At 71.0% G+C, this 19,885-nt stretch carries 20 protein-coding genes and 2 pseudogenes; 8 read left to right on the top strand and 14 right to left on the bottom strand.

Features of this window, described 5'->3' with window-relative positions; translation table 11 throughout:
• Positions 1 to 11: 11 nt before the first annotated feature.
• Positions 12 to 2,447: a DUF2309 domain-containing protein gene (locus tag DJ69_RS10520; protein WP_099255558.1), complete on the bottom strand. Its 2,436-nt coding sequence runs from the start codon at positions 2,445 to 2,447 to the stop codon at positions 12 to 14.
• Positions 2,444 to 3,909 (bottom strand): annotated as a pseudogene (locus DJ69_RS10515) (proton-conducting transporter transmembrane domain-containing protein). The gene DJ69_RS10520 and the pseudogene DJ69_RS10515 overlap by 4 nt, the downstream one beginning before the upstream one ends.
• 363 nt (positions 3,910 to 4,272) lie before the next feature.
• Here DJ69_RS10515 and DJ69_RS10510 point away from each other — a divergent pair.
• The gene (locus tag DJ69_RS10510) at positions 4,273 to 5,289 is read left to right on the top strand and encodes an amidohydrolase family protein (protein ID WP_099255557.1); all 1,017 of its coding nucleotides are present in this window, start codon (positions 4,273 to 4,275) and stop codon (positions 5,287 to 5,289) included.
• A gap of 11 nt (positions 5,290 to 5,300) precedes the next feature.
• On the opposite strand, the gene DJ69_RS10505 is transcribed toward DJ69_RS10510, so the two are convergent.
• The 3 genes from DJ69_RS10505 to DJ69_RS10495 all read right to left on the bottom strand — a co-directional run bounded on the left by DJ69_RS10505 (position 5,301) and on the right by DJ69_RS10495 (position 7,890).
• The gene (locus DJ69_RS10505) at positions 5,301 to 5,774 is read right to left on the bottom strand and encodes an Lrp/AsnC family transcriptional regulator (protein WP_099255556.1); all 474 of its coding nucleotides are present in this window, start codon (positions 5,772 to 5,774) and stop codon (positions 5,301 to 5,303) included.
• 79 nt (positions 5,775 to 5,853) lie between these two features.
• A complete protein-coding gene (locus tag DJ69_RS10500) occupies positions 5,854 to 6,552 on the bottom strand; it encodes a universal stress protein (protein ID WP_099255555.1) in 699 nt (232 codons plus the stop codon).
• 54 nt (positions 6,553 to 6,606) lie between these two features.
• Entirely contained in the window at positions 6,607 to 7,890 is a 1,284-nt protein-coding gene (locus DJ69_RS10495; protein ID WP_099255554.1) for a tRNA pseudouridine(54/55) synthase Pus10, read from the bottom strand.
• Between the two features lie 124 nt (positions 7,891 to 8,014).
• On the opposite strand from DJ69_RS10495, the gene DJ69_RS10490 reads away from it, so the two are divergent.
• Positions 8,015 to 8,407 carry a DUF5830 family protein gene (locus tag DJ69_RS10490; RefSeq protein ID WP_099255553.1) on the top strand — a complete coding sequence of 131 codons (393 nt, stop codon included), beginning with the start codon at positions 8,015 to 8,017 and terminating at the stop codon, positions 8,405 to 8,407.
• Between the two features lie 120 nt (positions 8,408 to 8,527).
• Here the strand turns inward: DJ69_RS10490 and DJ69_RS10485 are convergent, their stop codons facing one another.
• Positions 8,528 to 8,851 carry a hypothetical protein gene (locus DJ69_RS10485; protein ID WP_099255552.1) on the bottom strand — a complete coding sequence of 108 codons (324 nt, stop codon included), beginning with the start codon at positions 8,849 to 8,851 and terminating at the stop codon, positions 8,528 to 8,530.
• Positions 8,852 to 9,076: 225 nt separating this feature from the next.
• Between DJ69_RS10485 and DJ69_RS10480 the strand changes: the two genes are divergently transcribed.
• From DJ69_RS10480 to DJ69_RS10465, 4 genes are all read left to right on the top strand, one after another.
• Entirely contained in the window at positions 9,077 to 9,937 is an 861-nt protein-coding gene (locus DJ69_RS10480; protein ID WP_099255551.1) for a TatD family hydrolase, read from the top strand.
• Positions 9,934 to 11,055, top strand: a complete 1,122-nt coding sequence (locus DJ69_RS10475; RefSeq protein WP_099255550.1) for an SDR family oxidoreductase — start codon at positions 9,934 to 9,936, stop codon at positions 11,053 to 11,055. The genes DJ69_RS10480 and DJ69_RS10475 overlap by 4 nt, the downstream gene beginning before the upstream one ends.
• Before the next feature lie 203 nt (positions 11,056 to 11,258).
• The gene (locus DJ69_RS10470; RefSeq protein ID WP_099255549.1) at positions 11,259 to 11,840 is read left to right on the top strand and encodes a DUF2150 family protein; all 582 of its coding nucleotides are present in this window, start codon (positions 11,259 to 11,261) and stop codon (positions 11,838 to 11,840) included.
• Between the two features lie 153 nt (positions 11,841 to 11,993).
• On the top strand, positions 11,994 to 12,476 hold the full coding sequence (locus DJ69_RS10465; protein WP_099255548.1) for a DUF456 domain-containing protein: 483 nt from the start codon (positions 11,994 to 11,996) through the stop codon (positions 12,474 to 12,476).
• A gap of 32 nt (positions 12,477 to 12,508) precedes the next feature.
• Here DJ69_RS10465 and DJ69_RS10460 read toward each other — a convergent pair whose 3' ends face one another.
• The 5 genes from DJ69_RS10460 to DJ69_RS10440 form a co-directional block, all read right to left on the bottom strand.
• On the bottom strand, positions 12,509 to 13,327 hold the full coding sequence (locus tag DJ69_RS10460; protein WP_099255547.1) for a DUF63 family protein: 819 nt from the start codon (positions 13,325 to 13,327) through the stop codon (positions 12,509 to 12,511).
• Positions 13,327 to 13,776: a universal stress protein gene (locus DJ69_RS10455; protein WP_099255546.1), complete on the bottom strand. Its 450-nt coding sequence runs from the start codon at positions 13,774 to 13,776 to the stop codon at positions 13,327 to 13,329. Before DJ69_RS10455 ends, DJ69_RS10460 begins: the two co-directional genes overlap by 1 nt.
• Positions 13,777 to 13,846: 70 nt before the next feature.
• Positions 13,847 to 14,773 carry a DNA adenine methylase gene (locus DJ69_RS10450; protein WP_099255545.1) on the bottom strand — a complete coding sequence of 309 codons (927 nt, stop codon included), beginning with the start codon at positions 14,771 to 14,773 and terminating at the stop codon, positions 13,847 to 13,849.
• Positions 14,774 to 14,885: 112 nt separating this feature from the next.
• Positions 14,886 to 15,188, bottom strand: a complete 303-nt coding sequence (locus DJ69_RS10445) for a DUF7344 domain-containing protein (RefSeq protein ID WP_099255544.1) — start codon at positions 15,186 to 15,188, stop codon at positions 14,886 to 14,888.
• 70 nt (positions 15,189 to 15,258) lie between these two features.
• Positions 15,259 to 15,663 (bottom strand): abortive infection protein, encoded by a 405-nt coding sequence (locus DJ69_RS10440; protein ID WP_099255543.1) that lies wholly within the window; start codon positions 15,661 to 15,663, stop codon positions 15,259 to 15,261.
• A gap of 254 nt (positions 15,664 to 15,917) precedes the next feature.
• Here DJ69_RS10440 and DJ69_RS10435 point away from each other — a divergent pair, with 254 nt between their 5' ends.
• On the top strand, positions 15,918 to 16,196 hold the full coding sequence (locus DJ69_RS10435) for a hypothetical protein (protein WP_245851615.1): 279 nt from the start codon (positions 15,918 to 15,920) through the stop codon (positions 16,194 to 16,196).
• 83 nt (positions 16,197 to 16,279) lie between these two features.
• Here DJ69_RS10435 and DJ69_RS10430 read toward each other — a convergent pair whose 3' ends face one another.
• Both DJ69_RS10430 and DJ69_RS10425 read right to left on the bottom strand, forming a co-directional pair.
• Positions 16,280 to 17,317 carry an NAD(P)/FAD-dependent oxidoreductase gene (locus DJ69_RS10430; protein ID WP_099255621.1) on the bottom strand — a complete coding sequence of 346 codons (1,038 nt, stop codon included), beginning with the start codon at positions 17,315 to 17,317 and terminating at the stop codon, positions 16,280 to 16,282.
• Positions 17,318 to 17,386: 69 nt separating this feature from the next.
• Complete coding sequence (locus tag DJ69_RS10425) at positions 17,387 to 17,908, bottom strand: universal stress protein (protein ID WP_099255541.1); 522 nt, start codon at positions 17,906 to 17,908, stop codon at positions 17,387 to 17,389.
• Positions 17,909 to 18,306: 398 nt separating this feature from the next.
• Between DJ69_RS10425 and DJ69_RS10420 the strand changes: the two genes are divergently transcribed.
• Positions 18,307 to 19,635 (top strand): OFA family MFS transporter, encoded by a 1,329-nt coding sequence (locus DJ69_RS10420; protein WP_099255540.1) that lies wholly within the window; start codon positions 18,307 to 18,309, stop codon positions 19,633 to 19,635.
• Between the two features lie 45 nt (positions 19,636 to 19,680).
• On the opposite strand, the pseudogene DJ69_RS10415 reads toward DJ69_RS10420, so the two are convergent.
• Positions 19,681 to 19,872 (bottom strand): annotated as a pseudogene (locus DJ69_RS10415) (DUF7260 family protein); the annotation flags it as partial.
• Positions 19,873 to 19,885 lie beyond the last annotated feature (13 nt).

Here is a 19,885-nt window from a genome sequence, read left to right as displayed (position 1 = left end):
GCCGGTCCGAGTCAGTCGTCCGCCGTCGCGGGCGCGGGTTCGGGCGCGCTCGGCGCCTCGGGCTCGGCCGCGGCCGGCTCGGTCGCGGACGGGTCGGACACCGGCTGCCACTCCATGTCGCGCTCGTACTCGAACGCGCGGTGGTCCCGCGTCGGGTCGACGACCGTCAGCGAGAGCCAGTCGTTGTCCAGCAGTCCGGTGACCGCCTCGTTGTCGGCGAGGGCGTCCGTGACGCGCTCGACCGGCGCGTGGACGACCGTCGAGAGGCGGAGCGGCTGGTGGTACGGATCGTCGGCGTCGGCCATCAGCGACTGGAGCGGGAGCCCGGTCATCAGGTCGCCGCCGTTCCCCTGATAGACGCCGACGTTGCCGACGGGGTTGTGTGTCACCTTCGACCCGCTCCCGTACACCGCGTTGTCGACGGTCGAGAAGTAGTACTGGGCGTTGATCCACTGGGTGACGACCATCGGCCCCGCGAGGATCGCCTCCAGCGCGTCCCCCTCGGGGTCGGTCGACCAGTCGTACGAGTGGAGGAAGGCGCGGCCGTCGAGGTCGAGGTCGCTCGTCAGCGCGCGCGGACCGACGACGAAGCCGGCGTTGCCCGCCAACCCCCACTCGGGGCGCGTCTCGGCCCAGTCGGCGGCGCGGCGCTCGGTCTCGTCGACGCTCGCCGCCGGGTCGCTCCCCATCGACTCGGCGCGCTCCGCGGTCGCGTTCTCGCGGGCGACCGCGAGGTCCGCGCGCAGCCGGTCGAGGTCCGCCTTGTGGCTCTCGGGCACGTCGCCGTAGAGCTCGATCTCGTCGGTCGTCGTGTTGTGCTCGCCGGCGAGGAAGACGGTGTCCTCGGGGATCTCGAAGCCGCGCTCACGCAGCGCCGCCTTCACGTCGGGGTCGGCGCAGATCGTCGCCAGGACGCGGGCGTTCGGCCCGCCGGGGCTGCCGGCGCACGCGCCGCAGTCGAGGCTCGCGTCGTACGGATTGTTCGCCGTCTCGCTCGCGTGGCCGGTGAACACGACGAGCCGACCGAACTCGGTCCAGCCCATCAGCTCGAAGGCGGTCGCGGCGTACTCGACCTTCTCCTCGCGGGTCAGCCCCACCGGAAGCCCGTCGGCGTGGGTGTGCTGGTGCTGGACGATCTGCTCGCAGAACTCGTGGTCGTCGGGCACCGCCGCGTCGGCGGTGTCCAGCAGGTCGCGGACGCGACCGGGGACGAGCGTGCGCGCCGCGAGCGCCAGCCCGTAGCCGCTCCCGGCGTTCTCGACGAAGCCGAAGGCGCTGGCGGGGTTCGCCTTCAGCTTCGCGACGACCTCGCCCGCGACCTCGCGGACGCTCGACCACCGGTCGTGACGCTCCCGCGTGTCATCGTCGGTCGGAACCTCGCTGATGCGGTGTTCCGCGTCGACGATGGGCGGGCAGGCGTCGACCGGAGCCGCCGCGTCGTACCCCCGATACTCCATCGGGACGCCGAAGAAGCCGGCGTAGCCGTGGGTCTCGTACGCGCCCGCGGCCTCGATGTGCCGGCGGATCACCTCCGAGCGGGTGTCGATACAGAACACCAGCTGCGCGTCGGGGCGACCCGACGGCTCGCTGTTGGCCCGCTCCCGACTCTCGGCGGCGACGCGCTCGACGACCTCGGACCGGTAGCTCGCCTCCCACGCGCTCAGGAACGCCTCGGCGAGCTCGTCGGACGAGTCGGTGCCGGGAGCGTCGGGCCCCGTGGACGGCTCGAGGTCGACGCCGACCCCGTCGAGGAGCGCGAGGCGGACCGCGAGGTACTCCGTGAGCGTGATCGGGCACGCCGACTGCCACGCCCCCTCGTCGTCCGCGCGCTGCTTGATGAGTCCGGTCCACCCCGGGAGCGCCGCCAGCTGCTCTTCGAAGACGGGCACCCACTGCCCCTCCGGGTACGGCTCCAGGGCGGCCTCGATGGCCTCGATCGGGTCCGCGGGCAGCGACGCGACGACCCCCGAATCGGGGACCTCGGCGTCGTGCGGGGCGACCTCCCTGAAGGCGGCGTAGAACCCGTCGTCGCGGTCCGGCATCGACCACTTGGCGTGGCCCTCGTCGAGGAAGGCGGACAGCCACTTCGACAGCACGCGGTCGACGCGCTCGGCGTCGGTGCCGTCGTCCGTCGGCTCCGACTCGACGCTCGTGTCGATGCGTTCGAGCAGGGTCGCCGGATCGGCCTCGTAGCCGCGGTCGGCGAGTTCCGATTCGAGCGCGTCCGGGTCGATCCGGCCGTCGTCGAGCGCCGCCCGGAACGCCTCGCGGCTCGGGTAGCCGCGGCCGCCAAGCAGGTCGGCGGCCTGCGTCACCGCCTCGCCGAACGGCAGGTCTTCGAACCCCGAGAGGGGGTTGGCGGTCACGAACGAGTGGATCGGCCAGACCGACCCGACCGTCGCCGCCGCGTCGTCGATACCGTCTTCGATGGTGGTTTGGGTGCTCATTGGGCGCCTCCGTCGTCGTACTCTTCAGCGTTCGTCAGCAGGGTGCCGGGCGAGGGTTGGCTCGCGTTCAGGAGCGCGACGTACAGCCGCCGGCTCCGCTCGTGGACGCCCGCCTCGATCGCGACGTACGTGCCGAGGAAGGCGACGGCCACGAGGCCGTGGAGCGCGGTCAGCTCCGTCGGCGCCGTGACGACCGGGACGCCGGTCAGAGCCGCCGAGACGCCACGGTACACGAGCGCGTACAGCGCGATGGCCGGGAGGAACACCAGCGGCACCGCCCCGTAGCGAACCGTCGCCGGGAGCGACGACCGCCCCACCGCGCCGCGCGCCGCGTGGAGGGTGGTGAACACGACGAACAGGACGAGCAGGAGGCCGCTGTCGACGCTCGTCCCCTTCCCGGTTAGCAGGACGAACACCGCGCCGCCCGCCAGTCCGGTCGCCAGGGTCGCGGCGACGGCGGCGACGGCGGAGCCGTCCGCCGAGCGGCCCGCCTTTTTGTCCGGGGTCGTCCGCTCGACCTGTGCGCCCGAGCTGAGGAACTGGTAGGCCTTGTAAAACCCGTGCAGGATGAGGTGGGTGAGGGCCGCTCCGAAGAACCCGAGCCCGGCCTGCATGATCATGAACCCCATCTGTCCGACCGTCGAGCAGCCGAGCTTGCTCTTCACGTCGGGGCGGACGGATTTGAGGAGCTTTCCGAGCAGCGCGCTGGTCGCACCGACCGCGACGATCGCGAGCATGAGGGCCTCGCTGACCGTGACGACCGGGGCGAAGCGGACCAGCAAGACGCCGCCGGCGTGGGGGCGGTCATCGACGAGAGCAGCCAGCCGTGGAACGGGACGAGCGCCGATTGGATCATCGCCGCGAGGACGAGCGCGGCGGCGGCGACGAGCCAGACCGGACCGCCGAGCGTCCCGGCGGCCGCCGCGACCCCGGAGATCGTCGTCGCGCCGGTCGCCCACCAGAGCGCCGCCAGCGCGACGCCGAGGAGCGCGCTGCTCGCGACGAAGTACCGCCGGGCGACCGCCGCGGCCGCCTGCGCCTGCTCCCACTCGCTGACGATGCCGATCAGCGTCGCCATCACCAGCCCCATCGCCAGCCACAGCAGCCCGAACAGGGCGAGGTGGTCGGCGGCGACGAGCGTCATCACGGTCGCCGCGAACCCGAACACGGCGAGGAAGAACGTCGTCTCGTGGGCGCTCCCCGCCATGTAGCGGCGGGAGTAGCTGAGGACGATCCCGCCGAAGAAGGCGACGACCACCCACATCAGGACGGTCAGTCCGTCGACGGCGATCACGCCGGGAATCTCCGGAGCGAAGCCGAATCGGACTCGCGCGAAGAGGACCGCAACGCTCGTGGCGAACAGCGACCACATGAGCAGCGTGAGTGCGGCGGGCACGTACGGCGACTCCGCCGCCGTGTCCGGAAGCGCTCCGACCGTCGGTTTCGAGGTGGATCCTGCCATCGTTCAGTCCGTCCGACCGTCCCGCGGTGCCGACGCGCGCCGCCGGACCGGGACTGGTCGTCTTCGCTCACAGTAAAGAACAGATTGTCTATTAAATCTATCTATACTCACAAAACGTTCGAAATACGGTGGGTAATAGAACATTATAAAACATTATGGATTCGAGGTCGGGAGCGTCAGCCGCTCCGTTTCCGTTTCTCGTTCCGCGGATCGACCGCGCGCTGAGAGGTGTCTCACCGTCGGTCCCGCTCCGGGCCGGTCCGTCTGCCGCGGCGACCCGGCACCGGAAGGGGGAGATAATTACCGAGTCGTTCGATGTGCGCGTTCAGAAAACCATATCGTTACCGGCCCCGGTGTGCCCGTATGGAGGAAGTCACGGGGACGATCCTCGCCGGGGAGTCGTTCGAGCCGATCCGCGGCCGCCTCGTCGTCGAGGACGGTCGGATCGAGGCGATCGAGGAGGCCGACACCGAGTCGACGGACATCGTCCTGCCGGCGTTCGTCAACGCCCACACGCACCTCGGCGACTCCGTGGCGAAGGACGCCGCCGTCGGGCTGTCGCTCGACGAGGCGGTGGCCCCGCCGGACAGCCGCAAACACCGGCGGCTGGCGGCCGCCGATCGCGCCGACCTCGTGGCGGCGATGCGGCGAACCCTTCGGTTCATGCGACAGACCGGAACGGTCTCGTGTCTCGACTTCCGCGAGAACGGCGTGTACGGGGCGCGGGCGCTCCGCGAGGCCGCCTCATCGGTCGCCGTCGACCCGTTCATCTTCGGGAGCGACGACGCCGCCGTCCTCGACGTCGCCGACGGATACGGCGCGTCGGGGGCGAACGACAACGAGTTCGCGGACCAACGCGCCGCGTGCGCCGACCGCGGGGTTCCCTTCGCCATCCACGCGGGCGAACCGGACGCGACCGACATCCACCCGGCGCTCGACCTGGACCCGGACCTGCTCGTTCACATGGTGCACGCGGAGCGGGAGCACCTCGAACGCGTCGCGGACCAGTCGGTCCCGATCGCGGTGTGTCCCCGCGCGAACACCGTCCTCGGCGTCGGCGACGCGCCGATCCGGGACCTGCTCGAACACACGACGGTCGCGCTCGGCACCGACAACGTGATGTTGAACGTGCCGTCGATGTTCCGCGAGATGGCGTACACGGCGACGCGGTTCGACGTGACCGCCCGCGAGGTGTTGCGGATGGCCACCGCCGCCGGGGCCGAGATCGCGGGGCTCGACTGCGGCGTCATCGCGCCCGGCCGCCGGGCGTCGCTCCTCGTCCTCGACGGCGCGTCGGACAATCTGGCCGACTCGGTCGACCCGGTGGAGGCGGTCGTCCGGCGCGCGACCGCGCTCGACGTCAACCGGGTCGTCGGATAGCGGGCCCCCGGCTACGAATCGGTCTCGGCGTCGAACCTGCCGAACGGCGTCGTCTCGTGGCTCCGAACGAGCACCTCGTCGGCGACCGTGAGCCCCATGTCGAGGAGCTCCTGCGCGACGGGCGTGATGTCGTCGTCCGATTCGCCGACCACCGTCACGAGGAGGTTCTGTTCGCCGGTGACCAGCTCCTGGACCGAGACGACGCCGTCGATCGCCAGGATCTCCGGGATGCGGTCGCCGCGCTCGGGTATCGATGCGGTGCAGTAGAGCAGCATCCGGAGCGGATACCCCGACCCCTGGAAGTCCACCTCGGCGCTGTACCCCTTGATGATCCCGTCGGACTCGAGGCGCTGGATGCGCTTCCGGACGGTGCTGTCGGACGTGCCGGTTCGCTCCGCGATGTCTCCGGACGACATGTTCCGAGCGTCCTCCTGTAACGCGTACAGGATCGCCCTATCCACGTCGTCGATCGCTTCGTCGGCCATACCGGGGGGTGCGTGGCATAGCTACTTTATGCTTGTATCTCGGCCATCTCGCCCGGAAAGGGTCGCGACGGGAACCGCTCTACGCGCCGTCGAGCGCGGCGTCCCCGTCCGCCTCGACGACGACCACGGGGACCGCGGCGTCGTCGACGACGGTGTCGGTCGTGGAGCCGAACACGAAGCGCCCGACCGTCCCGGTCGTGGGAGCCCCGACGACCACGAGGTCGTAGTACGGCGACTGCTCGACGATCGCGCCCGCGGCCGACCGGTCCTCGACCAGCCAGCGGTCGACCCGGTCGAACTCCCCGAGTCGGTCGCGGGCGGCGTCGAGGACTCGTTCCCCGGTCGCGGCGTAGTCGTCGCGCTCGCCGCCTCCCGCCTCCCGGGCGTCGGCGCCTGCGCCCCCGTCGGCACCCGTTTGAGCGTCCGCGAGCGCAGCGTCGGTGGGGACGACGTGAAACAGCTCGAGCCACGCGTCGGTCGCGTCCGCGAGCGCCCGCGCCACGTCGACGGTCGCCCCCGAGTGCGGACCGTGACCGACGGCGACGAGGACCGACGAAACGCGGTCCGGACGCGACGCGCGGTCGAGGCCTTCGAGCGTCGTGTCGGCCGCGGCGGGCGCCGACGCGGCCGCCTCCGCCACGGTCGACTCGACGATCGGATCGCCGACCGTGGCGTCGGTGTCAGCGGTCTCGGCGTTCAATCTCCCTGAGCCGGTGTCTCCGTCCATCTGCGACCCAGTCGCTCCGCCGCCCCCACCGTCGGCGTCGCTCCCGTTCATGCCCTATCGTCAGACGTGCGTCTGATAAATCCCGTTGGTCCCGCAGCCGACGTGTCAGTCGCGGAAAAACTCCTCGCGCTCGAACGGCTCGGCTTCGCCCTCGACGGCCACCACGTCGAGCGCGGTGACTTCGGCGCCGACGCCGAGCAGGCCGGCGAGGCTCGGCTCCGTCCGGCCCTCGTCGCCGGAGATCAGCTCCTTGATGTAGAGTCCGCCCTCGCCGTGGATCTCGACGGTCGCGTGTCGGGCGTCGCCGAGCTCGGCGGTCGCCTCGTACACGTCGCGCTCGCGCGTCATGCTCGCCCGGCGATGGTCCACCCGGTTCGGGGTGTACTGCTCGACGGTCGTCCCCTCCAGCTCCCCGACCGCGGCGGCGAGCGCGTCGGCCTCGACGTCGGCGTCGAACGCCACCTGCGCGCGGTAGCGCTTCGCGGCGTCGTGCTCCTTCACGCGCTCGACCATGTCGTACGTCGCGAGCCGGAGCCCCTCGACCTCCACGGCGCCGTCGGCGAAGGCGTTGATGTCGGCCTGCAGGCGCTCCACGTCGACCCGGCGGCGCCTGGGCTCCTCGACCTCGATCACGAACGGGCGCCCGGTGCCGAGCATCAGGGCGTCCACGTCCTCGCGGCCCGCGCCGTGGAACGTCGCCTCGGTCCCGTCCATCACGTCCTCGACGATCGGCGCGGTGTACTCCTCGACGCTGTCGTCGTAGAGGTAGCCGGAGCCGCCGCAGTGGTCGCAGGGGTCGGCGCCCTGCCGTCCCGAGCCCTTACACTCCCGGCAGGGCCACTCCGTCTGGGGGATGTCGCGTTCGAGCTTCCGGTAGCGCCCGTACACGAACGTGGAGTTCACCTTGGCGTCGATCGCGTCCTCGGCCAGGTCGATCGTGAACTGCACGTCCGGGCGGTCGAAGGAGACTTCGGCGTCCGTGAGCCGACCGACCCGCTTGCCGACCTCGCGGTTGAACTCCGATTTGAACGGCTCCCCGGCGTCGTCGTCGAGCCCGGCCTCCTCGCGGAGGAGCGCCTCGTTCTCCTCGATCAGCGGCGGGGGGCGGGTGCCGACGTTGTAGGTGGCGAACTCGACGCCCTCGACCGCCTCGGCGGCGCGCTCGGCCCACTCGTCGAACTCGGTACAGCGCCCCTCACACACCCAGCAGTCCGCGGTGTCGACCGGCTCGTGGTCCTCGTCGTCGCGGAGCGCGAGCGCGGTGCGCAGCGCCGACCCCCGCTCGGCGTTCGACAGCCCGAAGCTCCGGTCGGCGACGAGGCGGCCGAGACACGCGTCGCACACCGGTCCCGTTCCGGTGGCCCGCGCCGCGACCTCGAGTACGTCCATACCGTCCCCAGCGTCCCCCGTGGTAACTGTCTTACTACATCGCAGGCTGTCGACGGCAGGGCCGCGGGCGTCCCCCCGACCGCCTCCCGCCCGACTTAAGGCGGTTCGCATCGTTTCGGCGGGCGTGAACGAGTCGGCCTCGCGCGAGGAGAAGCTGGAGCTCGGCGTCGAGCTGTTGGCCCACCTCGAACACGAGGAGCTGGCGCTGCCGGCCGCGATCGACCGGATCGAGACGGTGACGACGAGCCCGTCGCTCACCCGCGAGATCCTCGACGCCGCCGAGAAGCGCGGCGTCATCGAGCGCGAGAACGCCCGGCTCCGCGTCCAGCGCGGCGGCACGTACGTGAACTACGAGAGCCAAGTGGTCCAGCGCGAAGGCGAGTTCGACTGTCGCCGCTGCGGGACGACGATCTCGACCGGCCACTTCGTGAAACTGGACGCCGGCGAGCTCGGCCCCTTCGGCTCCTCGTGTATCCGGAAGGTCACCGGTCGCGACGGCGACGCTGAAACGGCGTAGCCGGCGGGTCCGCAACGAGCGACCGTCTCGCCATCGAAGAGGGTTCTCTCTTCGATCACGGGACGGAACGCGGACTTGCGGTTTATAAGAGACGACCGGTGGCGGGAACAGGTCGCCAGCTCACCGAACTCGCCGCCAAGACGGACTCGCTTCGAGGTGTTCCGTCGCGGCGTCGAACTCCGAGCGCATCGCCCCGTAAAATCGCTCCCGGCCGACGGGCGTCCGGAGACAGATGATGACGGTCGCGGTCGTCACCTGGTGAACCGACAGCCGCCACGCGCTGTTCTGGTGTGTCCACGTCCCGAGAGTGGTCGCCCGATCGCCTTGCACGGTGGATTTGCCCAGCTCCCAACTCTGTCGGGTCAGGTGAGCCAGGTCGAACGGGACCACGGCAGGCAACGTGGCAGCGCCCCCGCTTTCCTCTCGGTTGCTACGGACTGCCATAGCGAGGTATCCGCGATCGTTCATGAAAAATGTGTCTATCTCCCAGACCAGGCGGTGACCGCATTCGGCGCGGCGGTGCGGCAACGCGGACCGACGCTCGGTGCTGTCCACCCTCCCGTCCTCGCGCCGGGCTTGCTGCGTTCCGCGCGAACCCGTCGGCTCGCGAACCGCGTCGCGACACCCGCGGTCGTTGTTTATAAGCGTCGTCCGGCCCCTTCTCCGTCCATGACCGACGACCTCGACACGCCGGTGCTCGACAACCACCTCCACCTCGACCCGCGTCACGGGCGCGGGATCGACGCCGTCGAGGACTTCGTCCGGCTCGGCGGCACCCACCTGCTCGTGGTGAACAAGCCGTCGTGGCACCTCGGCGTCGAGCCGGACGAGCCGGGCGACTTCCGAGCCGTCTTCGAGGAGACGCTCGACGCCGTCGCGGCCGCGAACGACGCCCTTCCGGGACGCGCGTGGCCCGTCCTCGGCGTCCACCCCGGCCTTATCAGTCGGCTCGTCGACGAGCGGGGGTTCTCGCCCGAGGACGCCGGCGACCTGATGCAGGGCGGGATCGAGGTCGCGGGCGAGTTCGTCGCCGACGGCGACGCGCTCGCGCTGAAGTCGGGACGCCCGCACTACGACGTGAGCGACGCGGTCTGGGACGCCTCGAACGCCGTGACGCGGCGCGCGTTCGAGCTGGGCGCCGCGCTCGACTGCGCCGTCCAGCTCCACACCGAGGCCAGCGAGGACCTCACCGATCTGGCCGCCGTCGCCGAGGAGTCCGGACTCGATCCGACCAACGTCGTGAAACACTACGCCGAGGGGCGGCTCGCGGGACCGACTCCGAGCGTGATGAGCGAGAAGGACCGCCTGCGGCGCGCGGCGGAGGCGGGCGAACCGTTCCTGATGGAGACGGACTTCGTCGACGACCCCGAGAAGCCGGGGATGGTGCTCGGCCCGAAGACGGTCCCGCGCCGCGTCCGCTGGCTGCTGGAGCAGGGGTACGACGACGCGGTCCGCACCGCCCACGTCGAGACGCCCGAGGCGGTGTACGGGATCGACACCGAGGGAACGCTGGAGGAGCCGACACCGTGAGCGATCCCCCCGCCGCCCCGCCGCCGGAGGTCCTGTTCACGGGGTTCCCCGGCTTCCTCGGCTCGGCGCTCCTCCGGCGGGTCCTCGCCCGCGGCGACGGGCCGGTAGCGTGCCTGATCCAGCCGCAGTACCGCGACCTGGCCGAGAGGCGTGCGCGGGAGATCGTCGCGGCGGTCGAGAGCGACGCTCCGGGCGAAGCGGCGGTCCACCTCTACGAGGGCGACATCACGGAACCGGACCTCGGGCTCGGGCGGGCGCTCGACGACCCGGCCCTGCTGGCGGAGGTCGGCGAGGTGTACCACCTCGCGGCGGTGTACGACCTCGGCGTCGACGCCGACCTCGCGGAGGCGGTGAACGTCCGCGGGACCCAACACGTCCTCGACGCGTGCGACCGGCTGGCGGTCGACCGCCTCCACTACGTGAGCACGTGTTACGTCAGCGGCCGGTACGACGGCGTCTTCACCGCTCGTCACCTCCGCGAGGGGCAGTCGTTCAACAACCACTACGAGGCGTCGAAGCACCGCGCGGAGGTCGCGGTGCGGGAGCGCATGGCCGACGGGCTCCCGGCGACCGTCTACCGCCCGGCGATCACCGTCGGCGACAGCCGGACCGGCGAGACCGACAAGCTCGACGGGCCGTACAACCTCCTCCGGCTGCTCACGGCCCAGCCCGAACGGCTGGCGTTCGCCTTCTCGGTCCCGGGCGCGGACGAGACCGAACTGAACGTCGTACCGCGCGACTACGTGGTCGACGCGATCGCGGAGCTGAGCGGGCGGGCGGACGCCGTCGGCGAGACGTACCAGCTCTGCGACCCCGCGCCCCTGACGGTCCCGGCGTTCGTCGCGGCGCTGAGCGACGCCGCGGGCCGCCGGACGGTGACCGTCCCGACGCCGAAGCGGGTTGCGGAGGCGGCCGCCCGCCTGCTCTCGGCCGCGGGCGTCGACGTGGAGCCGGCGACGATAGATTACTTCGACCATCCGACGCGCTATCGCTGCCCGAACGCGCGGGACGCGCTGGCCGGGACCGGCGTCTCAGTCCCCCCGTTCGAGTCGTACGTCGACCGACTCGTGGCGTTCGCCCGCGAGAACCCCGATGTCGGCGACGACCCGATGGTCTGAGTGGAGCGCGACGGGTCCGTTCCGCGGCGAGCCTCCTCAGGCAGCGACCGCCCGACCCCCCGACCGTCCGATCGGGGCCGGGGCCCGACCCGAACGCAGGACTGGAGCACGGCACCTGAATCCCGGCGTCGAGCGGGTGAGACGCCCTCTCTCGGGGCGATCGATAGGAAAGGCATTTGAGTAGTCCGGGCGACGTACAGCACATGACCGACGACGACGCCGTCGAAACGTTCTATACCGACGAACGGTGGCAGAACTGGCTCGACAGGCTCGAAGAAGAGGATTTAGACCCCGAAAACGAGGACTCCGCGCGCCTCCTCTTGAACCTCCAAGACGACGCCGCGATCGCGATCGTGAAGGTGCTCGCGGCGCTCGACGACGGGCGCATCGACGAGAACCGCGCGGTCGAGGAGATCCACACCGTCCGCGACATCGTGCTCGCCGACGTGGAGTTCGACGACGAGGACAAGGTCATGCTGATCGACGGCGTCCAGACCTCGCTCGTCCCCGTCTTCTACGCGGCCGAGGAGTACGTCGTCGGCGGCGTCGTCGAGGGCGACGTGAGCGAGTTCGTGCGCGCGGCCGCCGACGCCGAGGCCGAGGACGACCTCGACGCCGCGCTCGGCTACGTCGTGCAGGCCGGCACCCGAATCATCGACGGCGAGCCCCTCGACATCGAGCTCGTCGAGGATCTGGAGTACGGGCTCGTCTCCGAGTGGGTCAACGGGCTCGACTCCCTCCAGTCGGCCATCGAGGACCCGGAAGTCGTCGAAGAAGAGGACTGATCCCGGCGGTCGGCCCGATTTCGCTTCTCGCGGCTCACCCCGGTTCGGTGAGCCGTCGGGCCGCCGGACCACCGGACCCGCGACCGACCAGGGCGACGGGTCCCGGCATCGCCCGGGGTGAACTGTTTTGCCCCCGCGCGGCCTGCGTGTCGTATGGCGTTCCCCGCGGCCGAAACGGCGATCCTCCTGCTCGTCGTCTGGACGGCCAGTGCGTTCGTCCCGTTCGTGCCGAGCGGCGTCCTCGCGGCGCTGACCGTCGTCGGGTACGCGTACACCACCGGCTTCGCCGAGCCGGGCCTCGTCCTGTTGCTGGCGCTCGTGTTCGTCTCGCTTCTGGCCTCCGCCGTGGATCTGCTGTCCGGCATGGTCTCCGGGAAGATCGGCGGCGCGTCGACGCGGACCGTCGTCGTCGGCACGCTGGTGGGGATCGCGCTCCTGCTCCCCTTGGGCCCGATCGGGTTCGTCGTCGGGTTGGCCGGCACCGTCTTCGTCACCGCCCTCTACCGGAACGACGCCGATCCGGACGCCGCCGCTCGTCAGGCGGCGTACGCGGCCGTCGGCGTCCTCGCCAGCGCGTTCGTTCAGGCGGTCATGCTGGGGAGCGTCGCCGTCGTCTTCGCGATCGCCGTCTGGTGAGCTGACCCGGAGCGGTGGGTATCGCTCCGCGGTCAGGCGGCGACGGAGAACAGCAGCAGGTTGTGAGCCCCCGGCCCGAGCCCCATCGCCGCGACGAACCCGAGGAGTAGGTATCCCTCCGCCGGGGTCTCACGGACGTACGCCGCGAACAGCCAGACGACGGCGCTCGCGACCGCGAGCTTCACGAGCAGGAACACCCACCCTTCGCCGAGCACCGGGATGGGGGGGATCCAGCCGAACTCCAGCAGGATCCGCGAGACGGGCGTGCGCTCGCCGAAGCCGAGCTGGGTCGTCCCGACCGCGGTCGAGACGCCGTCGAGCGCGTGGCCGAACACCGCGAGGGCGCCGACGCCGCCGGTGATCGTAGTCTCGGGCCGGAGCCGCGTCAGGGCGGCCCAGGCGACGCCCGAGATCGGCAGGCTGAGCGCGACCGCGAGCGTCGACCAGCGAGCCCCCGTCGGCGAGAGGTCGGTCGCGAGCGCGACCGCGACGACCGGGATGAGGAGGAGTGCGCCCGACACCGCGAGGCTCTCCGCCACCCGGTCCGGACGGGCGGCGTCGGCGGCGATCCACGCCGCGCCCGCCAGCGATCCCACCGTCAGGTAGACGGTCGGCGACCCGGCGAGGGGGAAGACGAGGGCGGGGAGCGCGTCGAGGACGTAGAGGACGTGGGCCGCGGAGCCGAGCGCCATCCACGGAGCGAGCGCGAGCACGCGTCGGCCGGTGACCCGCGGGCGGCGTCGGCGGAGCGCGGCGACCACCCCGCCGGTCGCGAGCAGGACGACGACGAGGTACGGGAGGGGCGGCAGGGTCGTCCCCGCCGGGAGGAACGAGAGGAGGCCGCCGACCATCAGACGGACAGCACGGGCTGGCTGGCGTACAGGAGGACGTACTCCGCCGCCTTCCCGAGCACCTCGCCGGGGTCGCCCGAGACGGGCTCGCGCGGGACGACGATGAAGTCCGACTCGAGTTCCTCGGCTGTGTCGAGCACGACGCTCCCGGGGTGGACCGTCTTCACTTCGGTGGAGAAGCCGTAGGCGATGGAGTTGCTGTGGGGGATGCCGGCGGCCTCCGCGCGCCGCGCCACGGAGTCGGTGAACGCCTCGGTGTCGTCGGCCACGTCGTCCTCGTCCACCACGCCGTGGTCGATCGCGCGGACCACGTCCTCGTCGAGCACGTACAGGGCGTGGACGCTCGCGCCGTACTCGGCGGCGACGGCGATCGCGTAGTCGACTGCCTCGTGGGACTCCTCGCTGCCGTCCACCGACACGAGGACGAGGTCGATGTCGAGATCGGTCATACGCGACCCGTCGGCGGGGGAGGGCAAAAAGCCCGCCCTCTGCGGTCGCCGCCGCGACGACCGGGCGCGCTCATCCTCGGAACTCGGCGAGGTCGCGCTGCCCGGCCGCGCGTCGCTCGCTCGGCGGGACGTTGGTCGCGACGATCTCGTCGACCTCGTCGCGGTTTCCGGCGTCGCTGTTGATCGCGCGAGTCGCGCCCTCGATCTCGACGCGGAACCCCGCCTCCGCGTACGGCTCGTACATCACGCCGCTGTTGCTGAGGACGACCCACACGCCGGCCTCGTCGAGGTCGTTCGCGACGTCGAGCAGCCGGCGCTGGTCCTCGCGGTCGAACCCCTCGGCGCTGTACTCGTTGAAGCTCGCGGTCGCGCTCATCGGCTCGTAGGGGGGATCGAAGTAGACCAGGTCGCCCGGCTCCGCCGCGTCGAGGACGTACCCGAAGTCGCCGTTTCGGATCGTCGCGCCCGCGAGCGCGTCGCTCGCACGGCGGATGCGGTCGCGTTGGACCCAGTCCGGGTTCGCGTACCGACCGACGGGGACGTTGAACCCGCCGTCGGCGTTCTCGCGGTAGAGCCCGTTGTAGCAGGTGCGGTTGAGGTACAGGAGGAGCGCGGCCTCTTCGAGCGGGTCGAACGTCCCCTCGTACGGGCGCCTGTTGAACCGCGCGCGCTGCTGGTAGTAGTAGCTCTCCACCTCGCGGCCGCGGGCCGTCTCCTCGGCGTACGGGAGCGCCGGATCCGGGTCGGCCTCCGGGTCGTCGAACGACTCCAGCCGCTCGATCAGCGCCTCGGGATCGTCGCGCACCCGCTCGTAGAAGTTCACCAGTCGCGCGTTCGCGTCGTTGACCGTCGCGTCCGGCGGTTCGAGGTCGAAGAACACGGCGCCGCCGCCGAGGAACGGCTCGTGGTAGCGACCGTGCGTCGCCGGGAACCGGGCGTACAGCTCGTCGAGGAGCTGCCGCTTCCCGCCGGCCCACTTCAGTATCGGCTCGGCCATGCGATGTCTGGAGTCGCCCGTCGCGGCGTATAAACGTCTCGGGCGTGGCTCGGACGGGGGCGTGCGGGTCGACGGAGCACCTCGGCGACGGACCCGACCGGCGTCTCGCCGGTCAGTCGTCCGCGGGCTCCCCGTCCGGGTTCGGGAGGTCGGCGACGTGTTCGGCCGCCTCCTCGAAGTTCGGACCGGGCTCGATCGTCCCCGCTTCCCGGTCCCACTCGATGTACCCGGCCTCCTCCAAGGCGGGGAGGTGAGACTCCCGGAGTTCGGCCGCGATCTCGTCGGCCCGACCGCGGACCTGCAGGTCCTCCACCGTCTCGACCGCTTCGTCCGCGAGGCCGGCGATGATGCGGCGGTGCGCCGGCGTTGCGACGGTCTCCGTCTCTTCGGAGGCGGCGTTGTGTGTCACTACCATTGACTGTTCGTATCTACACTACCGTTTGCGACGAATAAAAGTACTGCGTGTGTGAACGGTTCGCGCCCCGCTATCGGACTCGCAGTCCGCGATGAAGCGTGTACCCGGGAACGAGGAGAAACAGGAGGGGAACCCCGGTGAGCGGATGCGCCAGCAGGGAGCCGGCCGCGAGGATCAGGTACCCCTTGTCCGGCGGCGACCACGCGGTCCGGGTCCGCATCGCGTCGAGCTCCGCGGCGAAGGCGTACAGGAACGCGCCGGCGACCGCGATCCACAGCGCGCCGCCGCCGAGCGTCGCAGGGAGGGTACCCGCCGCGTCGACGACCGCCGGGGGCACGCCCCGCCGGCCAGCCGCGTACGCCGGGTCGACCAACGCGCGGGCGATGATCGAGGCCGGCAGATACAGCGCGGCGACGGCGACCGTCGTCCAGTAGGGGACGTTCCCCCGTCTGCCGACCGTCGGAGCACTGGTCATGCTCGGACAGTGGCGGGCGACGGTGAGAAGCCCTCCGATCGCCGGCCCGAGGCCTCTCCCCGCTTCGATCGATCCGGCGCCGTCTCGGCCGCACTTGATAGTTCTGTTACTGGTGTATGAACGACTACCATGTCACCGATTACACCGCATTAACGACCGTTTCAGACCGTTTCGTGGTGTGTCGTGTGTGAATGAGTCTCAAAAAATATTTGCGATATGAAAGGTATTTATCGCCCGGCGACCTACGCGTGTCTATGCAACCAATGAAAGACGGGCTCACGGCCGCCGGCCAGGCGCCGGGTCCCAACGTCTCGCCCGACGGCAGCGTCCGCGTCTCGTTCGCGTTCCTCGCTGTCGTCGCGCTGGGCGTCCTCGTGGCCGCCTACCCGCTCGCCTCGCTCGCCGTCCTGACCGCGGTCGTCGCGCTCGCGGCCATGGCGCGCTCGTTCGTCCGGCACGTCGCCCCCGAGACGGTCGGCCGCGTCAGTCTCCCCGGACTGGGCACGGTCGAGTACCGCTTCACCCGGGGGTGACGGCGCGACGACGGGGAACTGACGACCGCACAGCCGTCAGCCGACCGGCGATCGAACGCCTTCTTCTCCGACTCGCCCGCGACTCAGATCCCGTCGGCGACTCGTTCGCCCACGTCGAGCCCGTTCGCGAGCGCGGCGTGGAGCCGCCCCTCGCCCGCGACCCAGTCGCCGAGGAGGAACAGTCCCTCACGTCGGGCGGCGTCGATCGGCCCCTCAGCGACTCCCGACTCCGGCTGCGCGTACCGCCACCCCTGGTGATCCGTCCACGCGGGGTCCGCGAGTCGGTCGTCGCCGACGATCTCGGCCGCGTGTTCGGCCAACGCCGCGACGTTTTCGGCGGCGTCCGCATCGTAGTGGTCGACCGACCAGTCGTGGTTCGCCTGCACGACGAGCAGGCTCTCGCCGTCGGGGACGTGGCCGGGCTTGCACTCCTCGCGGGAGAGCCAGCCGACCGCGTGCGCTTTGTCGGTGTTGACGAGGCCGTAGTAGGGCGCGTCCAGCGGGAAGCGGTAGTGCAGCACCGCGGTCCAGACGGTGCGGTACGGCACGTCGCCGACCGCGTCGACGAGCGCCTCGCGGACGGGCGAGTCCCACTCCGCGTCTCGGAGGAGGTCCGCGGTCTGTGGCGCCGGGGGATTCAACAGGAGGGCGTCGAACGGTCCCCTCGTCTCGCCGTCGGCGTCCTCGACCTCCCAGCGCTCCCCGACTCGCCTGACCGCCTCGATCCGCGTCCGGCGGTGGACCGTCGCGTCGGTCCGACCGAACAGCCGCTTCGCGATCTGGGTGAGCCCCCGTCGGTAGCTCCACTTGTGCTCGTCCGCCTCGCGGCCGGGCGAGACGTCGCCGTCGGCGTCAAACACATGGACGGGCTCCGCGATGTCGACGAGCCCCTCGTCGTCGAGCGTCTCCGTGATCAGCTCGACGACGCGCTCGTCGTCGGCCTTCAGGTAGTTCGCGCCGTAGTCGTACGTCAGCTCGCCGTCGCGACGGGTCGCCGCGCGGCCACAGAGGCCGCCCGACTTCTCGAAAACTGTCACGTCCGCGTCCGGGACCGCGCCGTCGACGGTGAACGCCGCGGCCGCCGCCCCCGCGCCCGCGCCGACGATGCCGATGTGTGTCACGATCACTGGAAGGGAGCGAAGCCACTTAACCGGTCGCTCGGGGAGCCCCGGCCGCCGGAGTCGACCCGCTCACCCCCCGTCTGGACCGACGACCATCACCGGCGTCGAGGCGCCGCGCTGAACCCGAATCGGGACGCGCTCGGGGTTGACGAACCGGTCCAGTCCGCTGCGTCGCGCGGAGCCGACGACGATGAGGTCGGCGTCGTGTGCCGCGGCGAAGTCGAGCACCTCCTCGTGGGGGGTGCCGTAGCGGAACCACTTCTCGACGTCCACCCCGGTCGCTGCCCCGCGTTCCGCGGCGCCCTCGACAAGCCGCTCGCCGGTGCGCTCGCGCCGCTCGACGACCACGTCCCACCCCACGGCGGTGTCGACGACGAACAGCGCGTCGACCGTCGCGCCGTGAGCCGCCGCGAGCTCGACACCCGTCTCGACCGCCGCCTGCCCCGCCTCGTCGTCGCGGGTGACGACGAGGACGCGATCGAAACGGTCGGCGACGGCGGCGCCGTCGTCGGCGGTCAGCGATTCGGCGGTCCCGTCGTCGGCGGTCAGCGATTCGGCGGTCCCGTCGGCGGTGTCTCGGTCGGCGGACATGGATACGTGTTCTCGGCGGCTCCGGGTCTCGGAGGCCGCGTTCTCGGCTCCACGTTGCGCTGCGGGCGCCTTAACGATTTTCGACAGGATAAACGATTATCATCATCTATCGGCCTTGGTGTCTCGTTTGTCAATATCTTGTCTCAGACGCCGCCTGAACACCCAGTCGACAGCGACGTAACCGATCACTGCGCGATCTGTCTGCGGTCGGCTCCGAAGTGTTCTCGTGCGCCGGTCGGGCGCCGCGCCGCCGACGAGGGGGCAAGAACCTCCCCGACGGCGCGTTTTATCTCCGAGTGTCGACAGCGTCCGAACACGAATCGCCGGTGCGGCGGTCGGACCGGCCTCTGAGGCACCCATGAACCACGACACGATCGGTCGCGAGGCCGACGGTGACGATGGCTGACGACGACGCTCCCTCGGCCACCCCCGATGCCGACGGCGGCGACGGCCTCGACTACGCCGGGCGCGCGGCGGACGCCCTCGGCTTCTCGCGCTGGTGGCAGATCGTCGCCGCGGCGGGGATGATGGCCGCGGTCAGCCCCTACCAGTACGTCTGGTCGTCGATCGAACAGCCGCTGGCCGAGCGCCTCGACATCGCTCTGCCGGCGCTCGGCGCGGTGTTCTCCTTCTACGTCGTGTTCCAGTCGCTCTCGCAGTTCCCCGCCGGGAAGTGGCGCGACAGCCGCGGGCCGGGCGCGCTCACGTTCCTCGCCGCCCTGCTCGCCGGCGGCGGGTACATCGGGCTCGCGTACGCGACGAGCCTCTGGCAGCTGTACCTGCTGTACTCGCTCGGCGCGATCGGCGTGGGGATCGTGTACACGGTCGCGGTCAACACCGCCGTCAAGTGGTTCCCCGACCGGACGGGACTGACGACGGGCGTCGGCACGATGGCGTTCGCGGCCGGGAGCGCGCTCGTGGTGCCCTACGTGCGCGCGAACGCCACCGTCGCGGCCTACGGGGACGTCCTCCGAAACATCGGGATCGGGATTCTGGTCGTGACGCTCGTCGGCTCGTTCCTCCTCCGGGACCCGCCGAAGGGCTGGCTGGACCGCGTGGACGATGCCGACGGCGACGACGAGGGGGTCGCCGCGTCGATCCGCGGCCGCAACTACTCGACGCGGGAGATGCTCTCGACGTGGCAGTTCTGGCTGCTGTACGCGATGTTCATCGCGATGGCGAGCGCCGACCTCATCGTCATCGCGAACGTGGTTCGGTTCGCGGAGAACTTCGGGCTCGCGGCGCTCATCGCCACGCTCTCCGCGACGCTTCTCCCCGTCGCCGCAGGGGTCTCGCGGCTGATCCTCGGCGAGGCGATCGACCGGTTCAGCCGGAAGCGCGTGATGGCGGGATCGTTCCTCCTCGCCGGGGCGTTCCGGATCGGGCTGGTGGGCGCCGGCGAGGCGGGCAACGGCGCCGTCTTCGTCGCGTTCGTCCTCGGCGCGATGTTCTTCTCCTCGCCGCTGTACGTCTACTTCCCGTCGCTCCTGGCGGACTACTACGGCGCGGCCAACTCCTCCGGCAACTACGCGGTCCTCTACACCGCGAAGGTCGGCGGCGGGGTGTTCGCCGGCACCGTGACCGGCTACCTCGTCGCGACCGCCGGCTGGGTTCCGACGTTCGCGCTCGGCGGCGGGCTCGCGATCGCCGCGGGGGTGGCGGCGCTCCTGCTCCGACCGCCGAGCGGCTCCGGGTTGGTGACGGACTCGGCGGCCGCGGCCGAGTAGGCCGCCGACCGATTCGCTCTCGGGTGGTGGCCGTGACGCGCTCCGCTACGCCTCGGCCATCGCGCGCTCGATCCGGCGCTTCAGACCGTCGAGCCGGTCGCCGACCGCGCCGACGGTCGCCAGCACGGGGTACGTCGTCGAGAGGTCCTGATAGAGGTAGGTGGGAATGTCGATATCGCCGTCGATCGCGAGCTCTCGCTCGTTCGACGCGTGCTCCCGCTGGCGGCGCGCGGCGATCACGGACATCTCA

It is taken from the genome of Halorubrum persicum, from assembly GCF_002727125.1.
GTDB classification, from domain to species: domain Archaea; phylum Halobacteriota; class Halobacteria; order Halobacteriales; family Haloferacaceae; genus Halorubrum; species Halorubrum persicum.
Note: the sequence above shows the minus strand (reverse complement) of the source record. Positions and strands in the feature narration are given on the sequence as shown.